This is a genomic window from Micromonospora sp. DT68, assembly GCF_049847245.1.
Classification (GTDB): domain Bacteria; phylum Actinomycetota; class Actinomycetes; order Mycobacteriales; family Micromonosporaceae; genus Micromonospora; species Micromonospora profundi.
Genome location: NZ_JBNCNZ010000004.1, coordinates 13188 through 35136 on the forward strand (window position 1 = coordinate 13188; position 21949 = coordinate 35136).

The window sequence follows — 21949 nt, forward strand, 5'->3', positions numbered from 1 at the left end:
GATCCCCGCGCGACGTCACCGTCCGGCGTACCCCGTCGTGCCGGCGTCGATGCCGAGCGCGCCGCTGCTCGCGGTGGGTGTGCCGGCGCTGCTGGGCGGTCTGGTCGGGCTCGGCTGCGCCGCAGTGGTCCTGGTGCTGCACCGCCGTCGGACGCCCAGCCCTGGATGGATCTGGATACCCGCCACCCTGGGTCTCACGGTCTACGGGACTCAGCGGTGGTGGCTGCCGAAGGTCGGCCCGGAACGGCTTGCCGATCTACTGGTCATGCTCCCGACGGGGCTGCTCCTCGTTGCGATCGCCGCCCTGATACTGCGTTTCCGGCGTGTCCGTGGACGGTACGAAAAGCGCCGCGCGGGTCGGCTGTCCGACAGAAACGTGCGACGTGGCCCGCGGCGCTGGCGCCGGCGCCGGGACCAGGGAGTCGCCTCCGACCTCGGGCCCGGGGCGATCGGTCCGCCGCTGCCGGATCCGCCGCAGTCGCCGAGCGGGCCGCTCGATGAGGTAGTAGCTGGCCGTCGCGGCCGGGATGGTGAGAGCCATCGTGAGCGCGAGGAGAACCCAGAACGAGCTGCTCATCCGGGTGAATCCGAGCAGGCGGAAGCATGCCTCGAGGGCGAGGAGGTGCCAGAGGAAGATGCCGTAGGAGATCCGGCCGAGAAACAGAACCGCCCGGTGGCCGAGAAGCGCACGGGGGACTCCGCCCGAGCCGGGGCCGACGAGCGGGGCGATCACGCACCAGGCGACGGCCAGGAACAGCAGGTGCTCGGTGATCGACTCGAACGGCCTGGCGGGTTCGACCCCGCGCGGGCCGGCGATCGGCGTGCTGCCGATCCACAGCAGCGCACCGGCGATGAGCCACGACGTCCCAGGGGCGAACGTGACGACGCGCAGGCCGCGCGGCGTGGCGGACCACAGGTCCTCGCCGCCGCGCCCGGGCTCGCCGCCAGCGAAGCCCGTGAGGAACGGGGACGAGGTCGTGCTGGAGGGCCACGAGGCGAGCACGGCCAGCACGATTCCGATTCCGAACCAGTCCAGAAAGGCGGGTAGCCAGAGCACCGCGAGTCCCGGCAGTGGCGAGTCGGGACCATGCGCATACGCGTTCCAGGCGAAGCCGGCAAGGACGAGTGTGACGCCAATTGCCAGTTGGCGTCGGGCTCGCCCGAGCGGGGTGCGGCCGCCAATTCGGCGGCCGAGCACCGCTATCACCGGCAGCGCCAGGTAAAAGGTCGCCTCCGTAGCCAGGCTCCAGGTCTGCTCCATGCCGACCGGGAGTCGCAACGGCTGATAAATCTGTGCCAAGAGAAGGGGTATCGCCCAATCCCAGACCGACTTCAGGTAATCGATGTTGAGCCAGATGAGTCCGACGGCAGCCATTACCCAGTACCCGGGCAGAATGCGCAGAGCGCGGTGCCAGAGGTATCGGCGAATGGGCGGTTGCGCCTGCCCTTGAATGGTGGCCAGCGCGAACGGCCGGTAGAGGAGGAAGCCGGACAGTGCGAAGAAGATCGCAACCCCGACATCCAGCCTGGCCAGCAGACCTGCTAGTGGATGGAGGGAGTTTGTGAGGCCGCTGAGAAACGAGACATGGTGGACGACAACGGCGATGACCGCCAAGGCTCGGAGCCCTTCCAAACCGGGCAGCCAGCCATCCGAACGGCCAGTACGCGGCGCGGAATGGCTCGTCTGCTCGCTGATCGAGTCCGGTCTGACGGGTCGGCTCACAGTTCCCTCAACATCCATTTCATCCCGGCAGCCAGGTGGCTGCTTGGCGCCGGAGTCGGTACGCCTCGAAGGTTGCGACGGACCATATCCGAAATCGGCGTCGTCATGTACTGTCAGCCGACTAGTCGAGTCTTTACAAGGGGAGGAGTTACATGCGACCCACGTCGGGTGCCATCTTGGTGGCGGCAGGCGCGTTCCTGATCGTCGGGGCCGTGGCGACGCCGCTGATCCTCGCGCCCGCTCTCGTCAAGGTGCCCCTTGACCAGAGTTCGGTAACGGTTTCAGAGGCCCAGAACGCGACCGTCCTTGACTTCAGCACGCTTTCCGAGCGGAGTGGCGTCAACCTGACCGCCCACCGCGCGGTGCGGGGCGACGTCAACGACGGCAACGCCGACCGGGCGGTCTTCAACGTCGGTGTACGGGTGATCGACGACGCCGACAAGGAGATCACGGTCAGCACGGACCGGGTTGCCCTCGACCGGCGGACCGCGGAGGCGGTCGCCTGCTGCGCCGAGGACATCAACGGTGCGCCCTTCAAGCACGAGGGCCTGACCTACACCTTCCCGTTCGGCACCGAGAAGAAGACCTACCAGTACTTCGACAACACCGCTCGGAAGGCGTACCCCGCCAAGTACCTGGGCACCGAGAAGCTGCAGGGTCTGACCGTCTACAAGTTCGAGATGACGGCAGAGCCGGTCCAGATCAGCGAGATCGATGTTCCGGGCAGCCTGATCGGTTCGCCGGAGCCCACTGTCTCCGCTGGCCGCTACTACGCCAACACCCGCACCCTGTGGGTGGAGCCGGACAGCGGCGTGATCGTCAAGGGTCAGGAGAAGCAGCTCCAGACGCTCCGGGACGCAACCGGCACGGACAAGATCAAGATCATTGACGCCACGTTGATCTTCAACGAGGAGACGCAGAAGCAGCAGGCCAAGGCTGCCAAGGATGCCCGCGATCAGATCAACCTGCTGACCAGGACCGTGCCCATCGCGCTCGGTGTCCTCGGTCTCCTGCTGGTCCTCCTCGGCATGTTCATCATCATCCGCGCGACGCGCCGTGGGCCCTCAGGGGCGCCGGTACGGTCCGGCGATCAGCCGACGACCGAGCTGCCGTCGCAGCGGTCAGCGGAGCCCGCCGACGATCCCACGACGCCCGCTGGCGGGCGCCACGCTGTGGAGCGCAGCGAGCCGTAACAACCACACCTCAACACCATCACCCCACCGAGCTGGCCGGGCCGGCCGATCCCGAGGATCGGCCGGCCCGCTCATGTCTCGGGGCCGCCCGGTGGTGGGCCTAGCGGCGCCGCACCGCGTACCGGGTGCACACCCAGTCCTCGGTGTACGGGAGATCGGGCCGCTGCCCGACGATCTCCCCGCCGTGAGCCTCCACAAGTCGCACCATGTCGGCGTGCGGCACCGCGGTCATGCTCATCGGTGCCGGGTAGTTGAGCAGCCGACGCTGCGCCCAGCTGATCAGGCGGAACGGCACGAGCTGCCAGATGACGCCCTTGGCCGTACGCGCCGGCTCGGTAGGCAGCCCGACGACGGCGATGCCGCCGGGCCGTAGGACCCGGAGGAACTCGGCCAGGTAGCCGTCGATGGCAGTGCGCGGCAGGTGTTGCAGCACCAGGGCGCTGTAGACCAGGTCGAAGTGACCGTCGGGGAACTGGCTCAGATCCGGGGCGTCGTTGAGGACGAAGCGGATGTTTCCTGCGCTCCGGTCCAGTCGCCGGGCAGCCTCAAGCATCGACGGCGCGATGTCGACGGCGACGACCTCGTCGGCGCGTGGGGCGAGCCCTTGAGACAACCGACCCGCGCCGCAGCCGAAGTCCAGCACCCGCTCCCACCGGGTGGGCAGGCCGAGTTGGCTCAGCCAGTCGGCCGTCTCCTCGACGTCGGCGCGGCCGGTGGCCAGGAATTCCTCGACGTCCCACCGCCCGCCGCGCTTGCCGGGTTGAACAAGGACCGCCCACAACGGATCTTCGGCGCCCAGCTTGGTCCAGTCGCGCCGCACGTCGTTCAGGTTCACGCCGAAACCCTAGGCCATGCAGGCGTCGATGGGGATCGACCCGGTCCCCGCACGCTGGGATGTTCGGGTGGGGGCGGTGATCCGAAAGGTCAGCGGAGGGTTCCGTACTTTACATTCGTTACCCGATTGTAATCCATCGATGGCCGGTAACTCTGGGTTGCGTCGGCGGGGTGTTTTGCCGGACCTGATCGCCTATCGATCCTTATGCGCCTAACGCATCGTGCAGGTGACGTCCCTGTTGGTCGACTTCGTGTTACTGCCGGGTAGTCGGGGGGTTGTGAGCTGCGTCGCAAGGGGTGCACCATCAAGCCCGATCGTTACCCGCCGGTAACAGTGACAGGCGCGCCAACGGGCTTCCGGACCGACACCCGGCCCCTGTGCGCATCCACCCCGAGGAGGAACCGGTGCAGGACAATCAGGGTCGTACCCGGTGGCGTCGGTTCGCCGCCATGATGGTGCCCGCCACCGCCGCTGCCGGCGCCATCCTGTTCGGCATGTCGAGCGGCGCGATCGCCTCCGACATCACAGTGTCCGGGCAGACGTTCAAGATCGCGGCGGATCGCCTGGAGGGCGACGGCTTCAAGCAGTACGGCGGGATCGTCCGCGAGAAGGGCAAGGACGGCAAGGTCCACCCCATCGCTCTCTCCGAGATCAGCAGCGCCGAGCTGTACAACCTCTGCCAGTCCGTCCGCGCCGACCTGCCCGGCGTGCCTGTGGTGCTCACCATCAACGCCGGTGAGGGCAAGGAACCCGCCCGCGCCAAGGACCTGCTCATCGCCATGGACTCGCTGGACGGCAACGCGACATTCACAAACATCCAGATCGGCCGGGACGCCACCGACCTCAACCCGACGGCGCAGAAGGGTTCGTTCGGCCAGAACTCCGAGCGCGTCAGCATCCGCAACCTTCAGCAGGTGTCCCGCTACACCACAGCTGCCACCTTCAACCTGGTCGGCCTCCGGCTCAAGGTCAACGTGGGTGAGGACGCCAAGGGCAAGGAGTGCTTCTGAGCTGAGTGCGGCCCGCGGTGGCAGACCACCGCGGGCCCCGCCGCTGCCTGTTCGGCCAGCCCGGCCAGTAGCCCCAACTCCCAGGCCACGCCGGTCCACCCCTGTTCCCGCTCCGCCAGGAGGAGTACGTGACAACCGCCAACCCGTCCCACGCCCGCCCGAGTACGGCGGCCCAGGCGTGGCGGAGCTTCCGCCGCTGGCAGCGGAGCCGGCCGTTCTGGGGCGGCCTCTTCACGATCCTGGCGGGTGTGGAGATGTTCGCGTCCACACGCATGACCATCAACGGTCTGAGTTTCCACAGCGGAGCCAGTGGTCTGCTGTCACTGCTGATCCCGGTCATCCTGGTGACCTGCGGCCTGCTGATCTGGCTCAGTCCCGCACAGCGGCTGTTCTACTCGGTCGTCGCGGCGGTCACGGCTGTCTACTCGCTGATCGGGCTCAACCTCGGCGGCTTCTTCGTCGGCCTGCTGCTCGGCATCGTCGGCAGCGCGCTCGCCTTCGCCTGGGCACCCGCCCGCCCGGCGGCACCTCCGCCCGCCGAGGCCGACGATGAGCAACCGACCGCCGAGCAGCCGGCCCTCGACGAGCAGCCGACCGCCGAGCAGCCGACCGCCGAGTCGGCCACCGACGGGCTGGTCACTCAGCGGTCGACTGCTGACCAGTCGGCCGTCGACCACTCGCCCGTCGACCGCTTCGCCGCCGAGCAGCCGGGCACGGAGGCGGCCGACGCGAGTCCTCCGCCCGCCTGGCCCAACCGGTCCGCGAATCCGCGTACCTTCGGAATCGTCCTGGTGGTGTTCGGCCTCGCCGCGGCCGGGGTGGCGACCCAGCCCCGAGCGGTACAGGCGGCACCGGCCCGGCCCACCGCGAGCGCCTGCCCCACCCCGTCCCGGTCGGTAGCGCCGTCGCCAAGCGCGACGCCGAGCCCTAGCGCCAGTCCGCGACGGGACGGCAACATCATCACCGACATCCTGGACGGGATCGGCGACCTGTTCACCGGTGGACGCCGCAAGGCCACCCCGACGCCGTCGGTGAGCCCGACCCCCACACCGACGGCCCGGCCAAAGCCCACTGCCTGCCCGTCGCCGGGTACGACGACCCCCGGTAAGCCGGGTACGACCACACCGGAGAAGCCGGCCAAGGTGGAGCCGGGCAAGCCGCTGCCGCGCATCGCCGCCGACCCGGGTCTGCCGAGGGTGGCGCAGACCCCGTCGAAGCTCACCGGTTCCAAAGTGACGATGACCGGGCTGCGGTTCGAGGGGATCACCGATCTGGAGACCCAGAGGGGCACCCTCAAGGTGCTGAAGTTCAGCATGAAGGAGGCCGTCACCGACGACTTCCTGCTCACCGCTGACGGTCCGCAGGGCCGTACTCAGCGGTACGCGACCGACCGGCTGACCGTGCGCGGTGACGTGGCCTTCTACTCCACCCGGTTCGTCGGCAAGCTGGCCGGCATCAAGATCACGCTCACGCCGGACCTGCCGTTCCCCGACGGCCTCCCGGTCACGGTGCCCATCCCGGTGTCGTTCACCGACCCGGTCATCGACCTGGCGTACGTCACCAGCAACACGCTCACCGCCCGACCCGCGTTGGCGCTGACCCTCGGCTGAACGGCACGCCTGCGGGCGTACCGGAATGAACGGCGCTGGTTCCGGGCGCCGGCGGACGTACCGCCGACGCCCGGAACCGTCACCGGCTCAGAGCCGGGCCAGCGCCTTGCGCAGCGGGTCGAGGCCCAATGCGCCCAGGTCCAACGCCTGCCTGTGGAACTCCCGCAGGTCGAAGTCGGCGCCCTTGCGGGCCTTCGCGTCCTCGCGGGCCTGCAACCAGATCCGCTCACCCACCTTGTACGACGGTGCCTGCCCCGGCCAACCCAGGTAGCGGTTCAGCTCGAAGCGCAGGTTCTCGTCCGGCACCCGGCAGTGCGCCCGCATGAACTCCCAGCCCAACTCGGGCGTCCACCGCTCACCCGGGTGGAAGCCGAACGGGTTGTCCTTCGGGATCTCCAACTCCAGGTGCATGCCGATGTCGACGATGACGCGGGCGGCGCGCATCGCCTGGCCGTCGAGCATGCCCAGCCTGTCGCCCGGGTCCTGGAGGTAGCCCAGCTCGTCCATCAGCCGCTCCGAGTAGAGCGCCCAACCCTCGCCGTGCCCGGAAACCCAGCAGAGCAGCCGTTGCCAGCGGTTGAGCAGGTCGGCGCGGACGGCGGTCTGCGCCACCTGAAGGTGGTGACCCGGTACGCCCTCGTGATAGACCGTCGTCACCTCCCGCCAGGTGGAGAAGTCGGTGATCCCCTGCGGCACCGCCCACCACATGCGGCCCGGGCGGGAGAAGTCCTCGCTCGGCCCGGTGTAGTAGATGGCACCGTCACTGGTCGGGGCGAGGCAGCACTCGATCCGGCGGACCTCTTCGGGGATGTCGAAGTGGGTGCCGTTCAGCTCGGTGATCGCCTTGTCGGCGAGCGCCTGCATCCAGTCGCGGAACGCCTCCTTGCCCTGGATGGTCCGCGCCGGGTCGGCGTCCAGCTTGGCCACGGCCTCGTCGACGCTGGCACCCGAGCCGGCGATCTGCCCGGCCACGACCCGCATCTCGGCCTCCAGGCGGGCCAGCTCCGCAAACCCCCAGGTGTACGTCTCGTCGAGGTCGATTTTCGCGCCGAGGAAATACTGCGAGGCCAGCTCGTAGCGCTCGCGGCCGGCGGCCTGCTTGTCCCGCCCGTGCGGTGCCAACTCGGCGCGCAGGAACTGACCGAACTCGGCGGTCGCCGCAGTGGCCGACGCCGCGCCCCGACGCAGCTCCGCGCCGAGCGTGCCGTCCGCGCCCAGCCGCTCGACGAGCCCGTGGAAGAAGTTGTCCCCAGTCGGGTCGGTCCAGATGTCGCACTGCTTGGCCACCTCGACCAGCTGCACCTTCGAGCTGACCTGGCCGGCGGCGAGCGCCTCGCGCAAGGTGGTCTTGTAGCCCTCCAACGCCCCGGCGAGGCCGTTGAGCCGGGCGGCGATGTTGGCCTGCTCGTCGGCCGTCGCGGTCGGCATCAGGTCGAACACCATGCGGATCTCGTGCAGCCCGCTCGTGATGACGCTGATCTCGCTGGTCGCCTCGCCTGCGTCGTACCGGGCCAGGTCCAGGCCGAGTCGCTCCTGCATGGCCTCCTTGGCGGTGCGCTCCGCCTCGGTGTCCGGCTCGGCGACGTCAAGCTCGGCGAGCGTCCGGCGGGTCAGGTCGGCGCGCGCCCGGTAGCCCTCGGGTGAGAGGTCGTCGAGCCGGTCGTCATGGCCGGCGATGCCGACATAGGTCGCGCCGGTGGGGCTCAACGGTGCCCACTCGGCTACGTAGCGGTTGGCGAGTTCATCAATTTGTCCCACGCTGCGACACTACGTGACCAACCCGCCCCGATGTCGATGGCATTTGGCGTGTTCGGGCGTCCGATCCGCCTGTCGGAAGTCCCGCGACTTTGTCGTACCTGTCCGGCAGAGTGTCAGGGGTGACGACCGATATCACTCCTGACAAGGCGCCGCTGCGCAGTTGGCTGCCGGGCTTCCTCGCCCTCGCCGCCATCTGGGGTTCCAGCTTCCTGTTCATCAAGGTCGGGGTGGCCGAGCTGCACCCGGTCCAGCTCACCCTCTACCGGGTCCTCGCCGGTGCGCTGACGCTGCTTGTCGTCCTCGCGGTGCTGCGCGACCGGCTGCCCCGCGAGCCTCGGATCTGGGCGCATCTCTTCGTCGTCGCCGCGTTCGGCGTGGCCGTGCCGTTCACCCTCTTCGGCTACGGTGAGCAACGGGTCGAGTCGATGCTGGCCGGCATCTGGAACGCCACCACACCTCTCATCGTGCTGCCGCTGGCGGTGCTCGTCTTCCGCACCGAGCGGCTGACCGTCCGCCGTGGGGTCGGGCTCGGGCTGGGCTTCCTCGGCGTTCTCGTGGTGCTCGGGGTCTGGGAGGGCATCGGCGGCGCGCACTTCGTCGGGCAGTTGATGTGCTTCGGAGCAGCGGCCTGCTACGGCGTCGCCATTCCGTACCAGAAGCGGTTCGTCGCCGGCAGCGCTTACTCCGGGCTGTCGCTCTCCACGGTGCAGGTGCTGCTGGCCGCCGTGCAACTCGCTGTCGTCACCCCGTTCGTGGCGGGCGCCCCGCCGCTGCCCACCGACCTGTCGCCGAAGGTGGTGGGGAGCGTGCTGGCTCTCGGTGCTCTCGGCACCGGTCTCGCCTTTGTGATCAACATCCGTAACATCCGGGTGGCCGGCGCGAGCACCGCGTCCACGGTCACCTACCTGATCCCGATCTTCGCGGTGCTGATCGGCGCTGTCGTACTCGGCGAACGGCTCAACTGGCACCAACCGGTCGGCGCGCTCATCGTGCTGCTGGGTGTCGCGGTCGCGCAGGGTGCCTTCGGCCGCCGGAAGCCCCGCCCGGTGATCGGTGTCGGCGCACCCGCCGCGCCCGCGGTTGAGCCTGCCCGCGGCTGAGCCCGCCGGCGCCCGGCGCGGCGTCCGTCGGGCGGTTCAGGGTGATCGACTCGGCTTCCTTGAAATCGCGGTGTCCGTCCAGCTTGGACACCGCGATTTCCAGGAACGCGAGTCGATCAAGCAGTGTCGATCAAGCGGTGTCGGACATCGAGGCGGCGGTCAGCCTCGGCTGTGCGTCCACTCCACAAGTTGTTCCGCCGGCCAGGTGTTGACCACCCGGTCGGCCGGCACGCCGCAGCGGGCCGCCCGCTCGCAGCCGAACCGCTGCCAGTCGAGCTGACCGGGTGCATGCGCGTCCGTGTCGATGGCGAACCGGCAGCCGGCCTCCAGGGCGCGGCGAATCAGCCGCTTCGGCGGGTCCTGGCGCTCCGGTCGGGAGTTGATCTCGACAGCGGTGTCGTGCTCGGCGCAGGCGGCGAAGACCGCGTCCGCGTCGAAGTCGCTCTCGCCGCGGGTGCGGGCCCGATGCCCCCGGTCACCTGGGCCGGTAACGCCGGCCGGTCGGGACGACACCATCCGCCCGGTGCAGTGGCCGAGGATGTCCAGGTGCGGGTTGGCGATCGCGGTCAGCATGCGCCGGGTCATCTTCGCCCGCTCGTCGCTCAGGCCGCTGTGCACCGATCCCACCACCACGTCCAACCGGGCCAGAAGCTCCTCGTCCTGATCCAACGAGCCGTCGGCGAGGATGTCCACCTCGATCCCGGTCAGGATCCGGAAGCCCTCCGGCAGCGCCGCGTTCACCTGCGCGACGTGGTCCAGCTGGCGACGCAACCGGTCGGCGGTCAACCCGCGCGCCACCTTCAGCCGGGGCGAGTGGTCGGTCAACACCATGTACTCGTGGCCCAACTCCACTGCGGCGAGCGCCATCTCCTCGATGGGGGAGCCGCCGTCGGACCAGTCGGAGTGCGTGTGGCAGTCGCCGCGCAGGGCGGCGCGCAGCGCCGTCGCCTCGGCGTCCAGGTCGCTGCCTTCGGTCGCCACGAGCCTGCGCAGATAGACGGGCTCTTCGCCGGCCAGAGACTCCGCGACACACCGGGCCGTCACATCACCCACCCCGGCCAACGTGGTGAGCGTGCCGTTGCCGGCCCGCTCGGCGACCTCGGCCGCCGGCAGGCCGGCGAGCGCCTTCGCCGCCGACCGGAACGCCCGCACCCGGTACGTGGCCTCGTTCGCCCGCTCCAACAGGAACGCGATCCGGCGTAGGTCGGCGATGGGGTCCCGGGCGTTCATCCCACCGAACCTAGCGGGTACGGGGCGCGTCAGGGAGCCTTCGGGCAGCCGTGTTTCCGCTGCCACGCGGTGACCTCGGCGGCCGGCTCACGATTGTCGCCGCGTCGCCACGAGTCCAGGTAACGCGCCGGCCAGAGCACGCCGCGTCGGATCCACCAACCGTCCTTGCCCGTACACGGCGGTGAGATGCCGAAGTGCACGTGACAGACGTTGTTGGCGTTTCCGGTGCGGCCCACCTTGCCGAGCTGCTGCCCGGCGCGGACCCGCACCCCGGCATCGACGCCCGCGCTCACTGCGCTCAGGTGCGAGCCGTAGTAGCGCACCCCGTCGTCGCCGAGCAGGGCCACCGACAGGCCGCCGTTGTCCGGCCCCTGCGGCCCGCGCTTGCGGTACCTGTCGACCCGGCTCACCTCCAGCACCGTCCCGTCGGTCACCGCCACGAACGGCTCACCGCAGTCGGCGAAGATGTCCGTCGCCGGGTACGCGCCGTGCGTCGGGTGATAGGCGACGTCGTCGGCGCGTACCGGAAAGACGTGCCGCAGCCCGGCGCGGGGCGCTGTCGACGACGGCCCGGCCGACGACGGCGCCGGGCTTGCTGGCCCGCTCGCCGACGGCGCCCCCGGCTGATCGCCGCTCTCCCAGACCGCAGGCGTCCTCGGCGCGGCACTGCCCGCCGGAACCCCCGGCCGCGTGGTCGCGCAGCCGCCGGCCAGCACCGGGGCGAGCACCAGCAGAATCAGGTACGCCGGACGCGCGCGGCGGATCATCGGCGAGGGCATCCGGTCATCCTGGCAGACCGGTACCGTGGGCACGAGCGACGCGCGTGAGGGAGGGCAGCGACGGTGACCATCGCCCGACCCGGCCCCGACCGGGATCCCGGCTTCGCCGCGCACCCGTTGCCGCGTACCCCCTCGGGGCTGTTTCCGGCTGGGCCACCGACCAGGCCCACCTACCGCGAGCCGCACCCGGTGACCGGCGGCGGCGTCGCAGCCGGCGGCGGCATGGCGGCGACCTGGCTGCTGCTGTTCGGTCTGCTCGGCACCGACCTGGCCACCTATGCGTGGTGGACGGTTATCGCCGGTCTGCTGGCCTGGGCGACCGCCCTGGTGCTGGTCCGCTACGGCGATCGGGGCGTGGGCACCGGCGTGGCAATCGTCACGGCAGGTGGTTGGAGTATCGCCGCCGCCGTGGTGGCGGTCCGCTGGGCGGGCACCGGTGACTGGCCGTTGTGGTGAGTGAGCAGCCCGTGAGTGGGTTGCGTAGGCCCGGAAACGGGCGTGGATGACTGCGCCGAGTGCCCGGTTGGCTGCGTAGCGAACGCCGTCTTGACGTGGCCGCCGAGACTCGGCACGCTCGGCGGTATGGCCTGGACCACCTCGCGGCAGGACCCGGATCGAAGCCGCCGTCGCCTCCAGTTGCTCGCCGAGTTGGCGGGCGCTCGGTCGGTACGACAGCGCACCCGGCCGCAGCGCCTGCGCACGGAGCGTCTACGTCAGCTCATTGCCACCCGCCGCCGCGTCGCCAGCTGATCCAATTTTGTCAGGTTCGGCCGGCCTGTCGGGGCGTTGACCGGTCGCCTGCCGACCCGACCGGCTAACGTGCACGCGTAAAGAAGTCGGCGCTGTGCCGAGGGCTATTGGGGGGACCGTGTCGTACTTCGCTGCGGCCGTGGTGCGCGACGACAGCGGTTGGACCGCCGCTGAGGTCAACCTGCGGGGCGCCACCGACATCGACGAGGTCGCCGATCGGCTGCGCGACGTCGACCAGGAAGCCGACGTGTCGCTGCTCTTCGTCGAGGCCGACGACGCGTACCTGGTGATCCTGCGTCTCGACGAGGGCGAGGACCTGCGGGTGTTCGGGTCGGACTCGGCGTTCGCCGAGGAGTCCCGGCTGGGTCAGTTGCTCGTGGGTGACCTGAAGACCTCGGTCACCGGGCTCGACGGCGACGACGAGCCCCGCCCGGCGGCAAGCGGCGACGAGGAGAGCGAGCAGCCCGCCGTCGACCCGGAGGCCGACCCGGTGGGCGAGGCGGATCTGCTGGCCAACCTGGGCATCCCGGCGCAGAAGCTGCTGAACCTCTGCACCCACGAGGGGATGTTGCCGGCGGACGTCACCGCCGAGATCTGCGAGGTGCTCGGCTGCTCCGACGAGGTCGAGGAGCTGCGTGAGGTCTGATCCACTCGGGTCGGTGCCGACCGGCGGCGCGGAGCCGGCCGACGCCACGGATCCTCTGCTGGAGACGACTGGCGCGCCCGGCCGGGCCGGGCCGGGTGCTCATGAAGGGCTTGCCGAGCCGGGGCAGATCGGCCGGCGGCAGCGACACGAGCTGTGGATGCGCCGGGCCCTGGAGGTCGCCGTCACCGGCCCGGCCACCGACGACCTGGGCGCAGCCGACGTGGACGACGTGCCGGTGGGCGCTGTGCTCTACGGGCCGGACGGCACCGAACTCGCGATCGGACGCAACGAGCGGGAGCTGAGCGGGGATCCGACGGCTCACGCCGAGGTGCTGGCCCTGCGCCGGGGAGCCGAACTCGCCGGTCGGTGGCGGCTGGACGGCTGCACCCTCGTTGTCACACTTGAGCCGTGCACCATGTGCGCGGGAGCGTTGGTGCTGGCCCGGGTCTCCACAGTCGTCTTCGGCGCGTGGGAACCCAAGACCGGCGCGGCCGGCTCCCTCTGGGACGTGCTGCGTGACCGCCGGCTCAACCACCGACCCGAGGTGTACGGCGGCGTGCTGGAAGCCGAAACCGCAGCTGTCCTGCGGGCGTTCTTCCGCTGATCCCTCCCTCTTGGGACGGACGCTGCTCAGGTCACGCCGCGGCGGTAGCGGGGCGGAGCAGGGTGGCGGCCACGGCCCGCGCGGCCTCGGTCCACGGTGCCGGCCGAAGCGTCGCCGGGTCGAGGCGGACGATCGCCCGACGCCCCTCGGCGTGCACCGTGCTGCCGTCGACCGAGCGGAACTGGTAGCCGTACTCGGCGCTGCTGGTGCCGAAGCGTTCGAGCCAGAAGTGCACCGCCACCGGCCCTGTCGTGGTGATCGGCGCCCGGTAGCTGATCGTGAACTCGCGGACCGCGTGGAACAGGTCCGGAGGGGTGGCGCTGCCCCGGTAGGCAAGCCCACGCTCGGTCCAGTACGGCGTCAGGGCACGTTCCAGCAGCACCGCGTACCGGGCGTTGTGCAGGATTCCCATCGCGTCGAGATCGTCGAAGTGCACAGTGACATGTTCGACGTGCCCGAAGCCGGGCTGCGGCTGGTCGGTGACGGCGGGCTGGTCGGCGACGGCGTTGCTCATGTGGGGCCTTCCGTTGGCAGGGTCGGGGCGGGGCAGAGCGCCCGTAGACGGTTCAGCAGGCCGGCGCGGGCGTGCCGGTAGGCGGCGTCCGGGTTGAGCATCCGGGAGTTCATGGCGGCAGCCATGCCGAGCGCGTCGATCTCGTACGCCAACTGTTGAACGTCCAGGTCGGCGGGGAGTTCACCGAGGTCGACAGCCTCCTGCACGAGGTTTTCGAGGAACGCCGTCCACCGGGTGTACGCCTCGGCGAGCCGGTCGCGGACCGGGCCGGGACGGGCGTTGAATTCGAACTGCGTGTTGGCGAAGAAGCAGCCGCCGGGGAGTACGTCGGTGGCGTAGAAGTCGAGTCGGGCGTCGTGCAGGGCGCGGAGCCGTCGTACGCCCTGCGGGGCGAGTAGCGCCGGTGCGATCACGCGCTCCCGCCAGAGCGCCACCGCCCTGTCGATCGCGGCGAGCTGTAGGGCTTCCTTCGACCGCCAGTGCGCGAAGAGGCCCGATTTGCTCACGCCGAGTGTGTCGGCGAGCTGGGCGAGGCTGAGCCCGTCCAGGCCGGACTCGGTGGCGAGCACCACTGCCGCGTCCAGTGCCGCGTTGCGGCTGCGCTCGCCCCGGGCGAGGCGTCCGTCGACGGTCATGTCGACACCGTACTCAATAAGAACGACCGGTCGTATTGTTTCTCTCGGTGACTGTCGTCACCCATTGGCGCGCAGCGCGCCGCCCCGCCGTCCGGACGGGACGGCGGGGCGGCGGGTACGACGAAGGTTCAGGCGATGATCGTGTCGAGGGCGATCTCGACCATCTGGCTGAAGGTCTGCTCCCGCTCCTCCGACGTGGTCTTCTCGCCGGTCTTGATGTGGTCGCTGACCGTCAGCACGGTAAGTGCGCGAGCCTTGAACCGGGCGGCGATCGTGTAGAGCGCCGCCGACTCCATCTCCACCGCCAGCACGCCGTAGTCGGCAAGCGTGTCGTAGAGGTCCGGCCGGTCGGTGTAGAAGGCGTCCGCCGCCAGGATCGGCCCGACGCGCATCGCGATGCCGCGCCGCTCGGCCACCTCGACCGAGGTACGCAGCAGCCCGAAATCGGCCACCGGCGCGTAGTCGATCAACCCGTCGAACCGCATCCGGTTCATGTTCGAGTCGGTGGACGAGCCGATCGCCGCGACCACGTCCCGCAATTGCAGGTCGGCGCTGAGAGCGCCGCAGGAGCCGACCCGGATCAGGGTCTTCACGCCGTACTCGTTGATCAACTCATGGGCGTAGATGGAGGCGGACGGCATGCCCATGCCGGAGCCCTGGACGGAGACCTCGACGCCGTTCCAGCGGCCGGTGAAACCCAGCATGCCCCGGACCGTCGAGTAGCAGGTGGCGCCCTCGAGGTAAGTCTCCGCGATCCACTTGGCCCGCAGGGGGTCGCCCGGCATCAGGACCCGTTCAGCGATCTCGCCCGGCTTCGCGCCGATGTGCGTACTCATGGCAAAGATCCTGCCAGGCCGGCTCGGGTGATACCGGTTCGGCGTGGGAACCGGCGGTCCTGTACCCTCGTCGGCGGTGGCGTGTCCGAGTGGCCTAAGGAGCACGCCTCGAAAGCGTGTGAGGGTTAACGCCCTCCGAGGGTTCAAATCCCTCCGCCACCGCTCATGAAATGCACAAACGCCCGGACGATCCGCAAGGATCGGCCGGGCGTTTCCGCATCCGGTCTCAATTGTGGTCTCGGTTGCCACTTGCCGGGCCTCTACGCACGTCGCTGCCGGATGAACCGATCCGCGTCAGCCCGGTCGGTCCGGGCGCCTCTGAATGGCTCTGGCCGGAGGCAGCAGACAGGGCGAACGTGCTGCACAAGGTCCGCGAAACAAGCGGTGCCCGCCCAGGGGACTGGACGGGCACCGTACTGCTTGGCCGAGCCTCAGCTAGGCCAGGTAGATCACTTGCCGGACTTGTTCTTGGTGGGGTCGACCAACTTGGATGGGCCGCCGTTCGGGGTTGGCGGAATCCGGTGCCCCTTCGGAACAGTCACCTCGGGTCCGCCCTTGGTGGGCTTGTACTGGCCGCTCTTCGGGGCGGGCGTGCCAGGGTTCACAACGACCGGCTTGGGAGCCGGACGAGCGGCGGGCTTACTGCCCGCTCCAGACGGCTTTGCTGCCTTGCTTGCCAACGTGCGCTCCTTGTTGATCGAGCACGCCGGACGCCCCTGCGGAGGATCTCACTCCGCTGAAGTCTCGCGAAAGGCTTCATCCGATGCTAACGTCGCCGGTCTACTGCCACGTAGAAACGATGACCCGGTGGGGTGCCCGGAAACCCGGCACCTTGCTGGGTCTTCGTGCTGTCATGCTGCGGTCACGCTACTCGATGTCCTGGCCGGGAGCAAGGAGATCGAGCGGGGCGCGGACCCGCATATGTAGTGGCCAGGTGGGTCGACAATGGGCACATCTTGTGGATAGCGGTGTCGATGCCCTGTGGAGCGCGGGCGGCGGCGGGCGCGAGGGTTCTTCGAACGCATGTTCCAGTAGCGTGAACGGGCAGCTCAAGGTCATAAATGCGTCGATCAACCTCGATCGCCGTGATCAAGCACTTTTGTGGATATCGTGTGGATGGGTTGTGGATGACCCCCTCGCGACCTGCTGGTATCACAGACAGCAACGAGGTTAAAGTTCACCCTTTCGGGTGACCTCCCGGCGTGTCGCCTGTCGAGAAACAGGGCTCGCCTGTTGGTGAAGCCAGCTTCTGGGAGGCCCCACCGGGGCCGTTGTCGTCCACCACCAGGTTCTGGCGGTCGTGAGTACCCCAGAGAAGTCCGCCGACCTGTTGAGCGATGTCGCGACGGACCTGTGACGTGAGGTGCTGGTACCGGGCCGCCATGGCCGAGTTGGACCAGCCCATGATGCCCATCACCGCCCGCTCGGCCACGCCGAGAATGAGCAGCACCGTTGCGGCGGTGTGCCGAGCGTCATGCAATCGGCCGTCCCGTAGCCCGGCGAGCTTGAGCAGTCGCTTCCACTCGTCGTAGTCGGTGCGCGGGTTGACCGGGCTGCCGGTCGGCGTGGCGAATAGCCAGTCACCCCCCTTCCAGAGTTGGGCAGCGGTGGCGCGTTCCTGCTCCTGCTCGTCGCGGTGCTTGCGTAGCAGCGCTACCAGCTCGTCAGGTAGGCCGATGCTGCGCCGACCGGCCCGAGACTTGGTGTCGGCGGTATCGGCCCGTATCTGGCGGCGGTCGGGGCAGTGGCCGCCGTGCTTCCGGCCGCACGGTGAGCGGCACCCGTGCTCCCACCTCGGTCGTTGCCGGCCGCGCCGGACGGTCAGGGTTCCGGCGTCCAGGTCAACATCTGGCCATCGCAGGCCGAGTGCTTCTCCCTGGCGCAGGCCGAGGGCCAGCGCGACCGCCCACCGCGCGCGGTTGCGTCGGCCATGGGTGGCAGCCATAAGCCGCTGGACCTCGGCGACCGTGTATGGCTCAATCTCGCTTTCTGGCAGGCGCGGTGCCTTGGCGAGGGTGGCCGGGTTCTTGGCCAGGTGCCCTCGGCGTACGGCCTCATTTAGCGCGGTTCGGATCGTGCGGTGCGCTTGGTGGGCGGTCGCCGGGGCGCTGCCTGTCTCCTGCATCCGGCGATAGAAGCGCTCCAGGTGCTCAGGCTCTAAGCGTTCGATCCGATGGGCACCGAGACCGGGAATGAGGTGCCGGTAGACAGCAACCCGGTAGCCGGCGAGGGTGTTCTCTCGCACGGCCGGGGCAGCGATGTTCTCTACCCAGTGAGTGAGCCAGGTCTTCACCGTCCAGCGCTGGCCGGCGTTGCGGACCGTGCCGCTGTCCCGCTCCCGTTCCAAGAGTCGGACCTTTTTGATGACCGCAGCTTCCGTCTTGCCTCGGACGTGGCGTCGATCCGTCGATCCGTCGTCCTTTACCCCGACCGTGACCCGGCCGTGCCACGAGCCATCCGCACCCAGGTAGATGCTGGATGCGCCATTCGGTTTGCGTCCCATTGGCTGTCTCCTTTCGTCAGGCGGCGCGGTCGAGGGACGTGGGTTCGGTGAGCAGGTTCCGCACGTACTCGTCGAGGCAGAACGTGGGCACGCGGCGGAGACGGCCGATGGTGACGGTGCGGATCTGGCCGGCTTTGATGAGGGCGTACATGGTGGTGCGGCCGATCCCGAGTTGTTGGGCGGCTTGTTCGATGGTCAGGACGACGCGAGTTTCTGGCGTGGGCACGGCTTCTCCCCGTGGTTCCGCTGGGTTGAGAGCGCCGGTGGTGGGCGTTCTCGTTGGGCGAGGGTCAGTTGCTAGGTGCGGCAGTCGGATCGATGGCGGCCGTTAGAGCGGGTGGCTGAGGTCGCCGTAGGGCCAAGATTTCGGGCAGGCTGGGGTGATGGCATGGGCCGGTTCGGTTCAGGGGCTTTCAGCGGGCCGGTCTGCGCGGTCCGGTGGCGGTGGTCGGCGCTCGTTGCGGGAGGGGCTGAACCATCTCCGCATCTCCGCATCTCCGCAAACATGGCCGTGAGCTGGGCGAATGCTTGCGGAGATGGTCGGAGGTGGTGAGGGGTCATCTCCGCAAAGAGGTGGGATCTCCGCAGTGGGTTGCGGAGATGCGGAGATCGATGTTCCTCTTGGTTCTGATCTCCGCAGAGTGTTTCCCCAGGTGGTAGGGGGTCGGTGCGGCCTTGCGGAGATGCGGAGATGGTTCAGCGGGTCTTTACCCCTCGTGACGCTCGACCCAGAACACGGACCGGTCGCCCCGGTCGTTGCGGCCAGCGCGGACGACGTGCTCACCGCGCCACCGCCCGGCCTGCCCGGTGAGCAGCCGGCCGAGTTGCAGCGGGTTGGGTAGCCGGCCGTTGTGGGTGGTGATGAACTGCCCGTCCCACGGGTCGTTGACGTCGCTGCCGAGGTGCATGGGCTCGCCGTCTTGCCGGAGTTCGGCGGCGGTCAGTGCACGGCCGCCGTGGCGGTCGTGCCAGCAGGTGAGGAACGCGCGCCAGCGCGTTTCGTCTTCATCGATCTCCCGGATATCGGCGGCGTTGGTGAGGAATCCGTCGATGCCGTGGTGGGCGAGGAACCCGCCGAGGGCTTGCGCCCACGGGGTGAACTGCCGCATCGACAATCCCGACACCTTCGGCGCTCCCCGCCGGGTCCAGTCGAGCACCAGCACGAGCAGATGCCACAGCACGGTCAGTTGGTTCGCCGGGTCGGTGATCCACTGGTCAAGGTGCGGGATGCCGAACCCGCGTTGGTCGCGCAGCTCGGGGCGGGGCATGTCCGGGTCGAGGCGCACCCGCACGGTGCGGGATGCCATGTCTCCGCCAACCTGGAGGTTGTTGCCGGTGGCCATCCATAGCCGGTCGTTGACGGTGGCGACGTTGCGCGACGCGCCGAGCTGGCGGTCTGACCAGACGCCGGAGGTGACGAGTTGGGCGAGCACGGCGGAGTCGATGACGGTTCCCTCGGCCAGGTTGTCCCAGATGACCACGCCGACCTGCTCGGCCAGTACCGCTGTGATCGACTTGCGCAGTTCCTCATCGGAGTAGGCCCAGGTCATGACCCGCTGGCCGTAGAGCATCCCCGGCCCGGCGGTAAGGATCGTCTTCCCGGATGACGGCATGGTGGCGTCGATCAGCGCGAACGGGGTCAAGCTGCGGGTGAAGTGCCGCAGGATCGGCGTGGCCAGCAGCGCCACGTAGTTGGCCCGGTCAGCCGGGCTGGACCACGGGAAATCCCGCAGGAACCGGCCGAGCAGGAACGTGCGCGCCTCATCGACCTGCTCCGGGGTCGGCTCGTCCGGCACCGGGGGAAGTGCCACCTTGGACGCGAGGTAGAGGCCGGTCGCAGGGTCGTAGCCGGGTTGCTGCAACAGGGTGCCGTCGCGGCGCAGGACCGGGGCGCCGATGATTCCGCGCAGCGGTGGCACGCCCGGCCACGTCTTCCCTGCTAGGACCGACGACAGGATGTCCCGAGGTGGGGTCACCTCGTCTTCGTACATTTCGGGGTCGCCGGTGTCGCTCTTGCGGGTCTTGAGTCGGTACACGTAGGCGTGCTCGGCCAGCAGCCCGGCCAGCCCGGCAGGGTTGACCATGCTGGCCGACACCGGCAGCGGCGAGTCCTCATCGGCGGCGGTAGCCAGCCCACCGGACACAGCTTCCATGTGCACGAGCGCTCCGGCGGACACGTAGGTGTCGGGTAGCAGCCCGTCGACCAGCGCCGCTTTGAGCACGCGGATCGTTTCGGGGCCGGAGCCGATCTGCAACCGGGTCGTCATGCCGCCGCCCTCCCCACCCCGGCCAGCGTGCGCGGGTTACGCGCACCGGTCCGCAGCCCCGACGCGATCGTGCGCGCGACCTCCCCAGCCGGCAGGCCGAGCGACAACGCGGCGGGTTCCAACACGGCGCTCACGTCGGCGTCGGTAAGTGCGCCCCCGGCGGCGAGCTGGCCGAGCGCCACCGCTGAGGCGAACAGGGCGTGGTTGCGCTGCCCTTCCGGGGCGGTGGTGAGGTGGGCGACCTGCCGGCGGATTGCCGCTGCCAGATACGCGCCGCGCCGGTCCGGCGGCAGCGCCACCGGGGCTGGCCGGTGGGCGGGTCGTGGGGTAGGGGCGAGCAGCCCGGCGACCCATGCGGGCAGTGGTGCCGGGTCGCAGTCCAGCGCCACTTCGTAGGGGTAGCCGGCGGCGGTGCTGCCAGCGGCGACGACGTAGCCGCCGTGCGCGCGGGTGTCGACCTTCCAGCCCAACCCGCCCCGGTCGCCGGTCGTGTTGCGCAGCTCCGGCCCGGCGGGGTGCCGGTAGTAGAGGTGGCTGCCGCCGCTGGCCGTGGTCACGGTGTACGTGGCGTCGATACCGCCACGCGGCGGCGCGTCAGGGCCGAACCCGTCGAACGGGTCGAGAGGGGTGCCGTGCCGGGCGGCGAGGGTGCCGAACACGTCCAGGCCGTCACACGCCTCGGCCCACTGTGGCGGCGGGGTGTCGTCGGCGTGCTTGGGCACGTCGAGGTCGACCACGACGAGCCCGGACGGGCCGCAGGCAATGCCGATCCCGTAGGGGCGGGTCGACCACGCCCGGCGGATGCGCTGCGGGTCGGTGGTGGCGCGTTCCTCCCAGCCGACGTGACGGCCGGCGGCGCGGCAGCGCGGGTCGGTGCGGGGGCAGCGCTCGGCGGTGCAGCGGTTAGGGAACGCGGGCCGCTTGGCCGCATCCGGGTCGTGCGGGTTGTCGTCGGGGCGCAGGGGGAAGACGTGCCAGCCACGCGCAGCGTGCGCGAGCGCGACGGTCAACAGATCAGACATGGGGCATCTCCCAAGGCTCGGGGGAATCGGGTCAGGCCGGGCGGCGGGCGGCGCGCGCGGCCGCGAGGTCGATCAGCGCGCCGCCGGAGGCGTCCGTGGTGCCGCCGGGCCGCCGCCGGTCGGCGGCGACGCTCAGCCGGAGATAGAGCCGGTAGCGGCCGGCGTCGGCACCGGTCAGTGACCGGCGGGTGCCGTGCTGGATGAGGTGCCCGACGTCGGCCAGGGCGGAAGTGGCGGCGTCCAGCTCGGCGGGCGTGCCGGTGAGCCACACCTCCAACCCGGACAGCCGGGCGTCACGCGACGACGGACCATCGCGGCGCGCGCCGGGCATCAGCCGGCCCGCCTCGGTCGTGGCCGGGCGGTGATCGCGGCGCGGGTGACGGCGTGCCGTAGGTCGCCGAGCAGCCCGACCAGTTGCCGGCGGGCGGCTACCTCGGTAGGGGCGAGCGCGACCCTGACGCGGACCTCGGCGTGTTCGCGGCCGGCGGCGGTGCGGACCCTGACGAGCACGGCGCGGGAGCGGCCGGCGACGTCGACCACGATGTCGTCGGAGCGGTGTTCGCCGAGGTTGCAGCGGTGGTCTTTGCCGCACCACTCGGTGTGCCCGTCGCGGGTGCGGCGGTTCATCGGTTGGCCTCGGCGCGTAGCCGGTGGAGGTGGTTGTAGACGCGTCGGCCGGTGCGCAGCCGGTGGCCTCGGTCGCAGCGCCGGCAGGCACGCGGGCGGTGGAGAACGCGGGTGGTGATGCGGTCGGTGCCGGCGCACCGCTGGCAGGTCTTGACGGGCTTGACCCAGCACAGCCCGGCGTAACCGAACGTGATCAGGGCGGGGATCGCGGCGAGGGCGATAGCGGCGGTCAGGTGGGGGTTCACAGGTGCCTCCTGGGCCGGTTCTTGGGTGCACGGGGCCGTGAGCTGCTATCCGCTAGAGGGCA

At 69.9% G+C, this 21949-nt stretch carries 23 protein-coding genes and 1 tRNA gene; 9 read left to right on the forward strand and 15 right to left on the reverse strand.

Features of this window, described 5'->3' with window-relative positions; translation table 11 throughout:
- Nucleotides 1–256: 256 nt before the first annotated feature.
- The gene (locus tag ACPXB1_RS08595; RefSeq protein ID WP_425735141.1) at nt 257–1741 is read right to left on the reverse strand and encodes an acyltransferase family protein; all 1485 of its coding nucleotides are present in this window, start codon (nt 1739–1741) and stop codon (nt 257–259) included.
- Between the two features lie 134 nt (nt 1742–1875).
- Here ACPXB1_RS08595 and ACPXB1_RS08600 point away from each other — a divergent pair, with 134 nt between their 5' ends.
- The gene (locus ACPXB1_RS08600) at nt 1876–2916 is read left to right on the forward strand and encodes a DUF3068 domain-containing protein (RefSeq protein WP_355590319.1); all 1041 of its coding nucleotides are present in this window, start codon (nt 1876–1878) and stop codon (nt 2914–2916) included.
- Nucleotides 2917–3016: 100 nt separating this feature from the next.
- Here the strand turns inward: ACPXB1_RS08600 and ACPXB1_RS08605 are convergent, their stop codons facing one another.
- Entirely contained in the window at nt 3017–3751 is a 735-nt protein-coding gene (locus ACPXB1_RS08605) for a class I SAM-dependent methyltransferase (RefSeq protein WP_355630502.1), read from the reverse strand.
- Nucleotides 3752–4200: 449 nt separating this feature from the next.
- Between ACPXB1_RS08605 and ACPXB1_RS08610 the strand changes: the two genes are divergently transcribed.
- Together ACPXB1_RS08610 and ACPXB1_RS08615 are read left to right on the forward strand one after the other, a co-directional pair.
- Nucleotides 4201–4761: a DUF6230 family protein gene (locus ACPXB1_RS08610; protein WP_355590415.1), complete on the forward strand. Its 561-nt coding sequence runs from the start codon at nt 4201–4203 to the stop codon at nt 4759–4761.
- A gap of 128 nt (nt 4762–4889) precedes the next feature.
- On the forward strand, nt 4890–6371 hold the full coding sequence (locus tag ACPXB1_RS08615) for a DUF6114 domain-containing protein (protein ID WP_355630505.1): 1482 nt from the start codon (nt 4890–4892) through the stop codon (nt 6369–6371).
- Nucleotides 6372–6458: 87 nt separating this feature from the next.
- Here the strand turns inward: ACPXB1_RS08615 and ACPXB1_RS08620 are convergent, their stop codons facing one another.
- The gene (locus ACPXB1_RS08620) at nt 6459–8129 is read right to left on the reverse strand and encodes a DUF885 domain-containing protein (protein ID WP_355590310.1); all 1671 of its coding nucleotides are present in this window, start codon (nt 8127–8129) and stop codon (nt 6459–6461) included.
- Between the two features lie 119 nt (nt 8130–8248).
- On the opposite strand from ACPXB1_RS08620, the gene ACPXB1_RS08625 reads away from it, so the two are divergent.
- On the forward strand, nt 8249–9229 hold the full coding sequence (locus ACPXB1_RS08625; protein WP_355590307.1) for a DMT family transporter: 981 nt from the start codon (nt 8249–8251) through the stop codon (nt 9227–9229).
- 159 nt (nt 9230–9388) lie between these two features.
- Here ACPXB1_RS08625 and ACPXB1_RS08630 read toward each other — a convergent pair whose 3' ends face one another.
- Both ACPXB1_RS08630 and ACPXB1_RS08635 read right to left on the reverse strand, forming a co-directional pair.
- Entirely contained in the window at nt 9389–10459 is a 1071-nt protein-coding gene (locus ACPXB1_RS08630) for a PHP domain-containing protein (RefSeq protein ID WP_355630508.1), read from the reverse strand.
- Nucleotides 10460–10488: 29 nt separating this feature from the next.
- On the reverse strand, nt 10489–11238 hold the full coding sequence (locus ACPXB1_RS08635) for a M23 family metallopeptidase (protein WP_355630511.1): 750 nt from the start codon (nt 11236–11238) through the stop codon (nt 10489–10491).
- Between the two features lie 63 nt (nt 11239–11301).
- Between ACPXB1_RS08635 and ACPXB1_RS08640 the strand changes: the two genes are divergently transcribed.
- From ACPXB1_RS08640 to ACPXB1_RS08655, 4 genes are all read left to right on the forward strand, one after another.
- Nucleotides 11302–11694: a hypothetical protein gene (locus tag ACPXB1_RS08640; RefSeq protein ID WP_377672692.1), complete on the forward strand. Its 393-nt coding sequence runs from the start codon at nt 11302–11304 to the stop codon at nt 11692–11694.
- A gap of 126 nt (nt 11695–11820) precedes the next feature.
- Complete coding sequence (locus tag ACPXB1_RS08645) at nt 11821–11988, forward strand: hypothetical protein (RefSeq protein WP_167946672.1); 168 nt, start codon at nt 11821–11823, stop codon at nt 11986–11988.
- A 118-nt stretch (nt 11989–12106) separates the two neighbouring features.
- Entirely contained in the window at nt 12107–12634 is a 528-nt protein-coding gene (locus ACPXB1_RS08650; protein ID WP_355590298.1) for a tRNA adenosine deaminase-associated protein, read from the forward strand.
- Between the two features lie 157 nt (nt 12635–12791).
- A complete protein-coding gene (locus ACPXB1_RS08655; RefSeq protein ID WP_355590409.1) occupies nt 12792–13238 on the forward strand; it encodes a nucleoside deaminase in 447 nt (148 codons plus the stop codon).
- A gap of 31 nt (nt 13239–13269) precedes the next feature.
- Here ACPXB1_RS08655 and ACPXB1_RS08660 read toward each other — a convergent pair whose 3' ends face one another.
- The 3 genes from ACPXB1_RS08660 to deoD form a co-directional block, all read right to left on the reverse strand.
- A complete protein-coding gene (locus ACPXB1_RS08660) occupies nt 13270–13752 on the reverse strand; it encodes an acyl-CoA thioesterase (protein ID WP_355590295.1) in 483 nt (160 codons plus the stop codon).
- Nucleotides 13749–14387, reverse strand: coding sequence for a TetR/AcrR family transcriptional regulator (locus ACPXB1_RS08665; protein ID WP_355590292.1), 639 nt, complete (start codon nt 14385–14387; stop codon nt 13749–13751). The genes ACPXB1_RS08660 and ACPXB1_RS08665 overlap by 4 nt, the downstream gene beginning before the upstream one ends.
- Nucleotides 14388–14515: 128 nt before the next feature.
- Nucleotides 14516–15223, reverse strand: coding sequence for a purine-nucleoside phosphorylase (gene deoD / locus ACPXB1_RS08670; protein ID WP_355590289.1), 708 nt, complete (start codon nt 15221–15223; stop codon nt 14516–14518).
- Between the two features lie 75 nt (nt 15224–15298).
- On the opposite strand from deoD, the gene ACPXB1_RS08675 reads away from it, so the two are divergent.
- Nucleotides 15299–15385: transfer RNA gene (locus tag ACPXB1_RS08675), tRNA-Ser, on the forward strand.
- Nucleotides 15386–16400: 1015 nt separating this feature from the next.
- Here ACPXB1_RS08675 and ACPXB1_RS08680 read toward each other — a convergent pair.
- From ACPXB1_RS08680 to ACPXB1_RS08710, 7 genes are all read right to left on the reverse strand, one after another.
- The gene (locus tag ACPXB1_RS08680; RefSeq protein WP_425735030.1) at nt 16401–17726 is read right to left on the reverse strand and encodes a tyrosine-type recombinase/integrase; all 1326 of its coding nucleotides are present in this window, start codon (nt 17724–17726) and stop codon (nt 16401–16403) included.
- Nucleotides 17727–17742: 16 nt separating this feature from the next.
- Nucleotides 17743–17952 (reverse strand): helix-turn-helix domain-containing protein, encoded by a 210-nt coding sequence (locus tag ACPXB1_RS08685; RefSeq protein ID WP_425735031.1) that lies wholly within the window; start codon nt 17950–17952, stop codon nt 17743–17745.
- 481 nt (nt 17953–18433) lie between these two features.
- Nucleotides 18434–19993, reverse strand: a complete 1560-nt coding sequence (locus ACPXB1_RS08690) for a hypothetical protein (RefSeq protein ID WP_425735032.1) — start codon at nt 19991–19993, stop codon at nt 18434–18436.
- Nucleotides 19990–21015 (reverse strand): bifunctional DNA primase/polymerase, encoded by a 1026-nt coding sequence (locus tag ACPXB1_RS08695; RefSeq protein ID WP_425735033.1) that lies wholly within the window; start codon nt 21013–21015, stop codon nt 19990–19992. Before ACPXB1_RS08695 ends, ACPXB1_RS08690 begins: the two co-directional genes overlap by 4 nt.
- Nucleotides 21016–21046: 31 nt before the next feature.
- Complete coding sequence (locus ACPXB1_RS08700; RefSeq protein ID WP_425735034.1) at nt 21047–21346, reverse strand: hypothetical protein; 300 nt, start codon at nt 21344–21346, stop codon at nt 21047–21049.
- Nucleotides 21346–21642 (reverse strand): hypothetical protein, encoded by a 297-nt coding sequence (locus ACPXB1_RS08705; protein WP_425735035.1) that lies wholly within the window; start codon nt 21640–21642, stop codon nt 21346–21348. The genes ACPXB1_RS08700 and ACPXB1_RS08705 overlap by 1 nt, the downstream gene beginning before the upstream one ends.
- Entirely contained in the window at nt 21639–21887 is a 249-nt protein-coding gene (locus tag ACPXB1_RS08710) for a hypothetical protein (RefSeq protein WP_425735036.1), read from the reverse strand. Before ACPXB1_RS08710 ends, ACPXB1_RS08705 begins: the two co-directional genes overlap by 4 nt.
- Nucleotides 21888–21949: the final 62 nt, after the last annotated feature.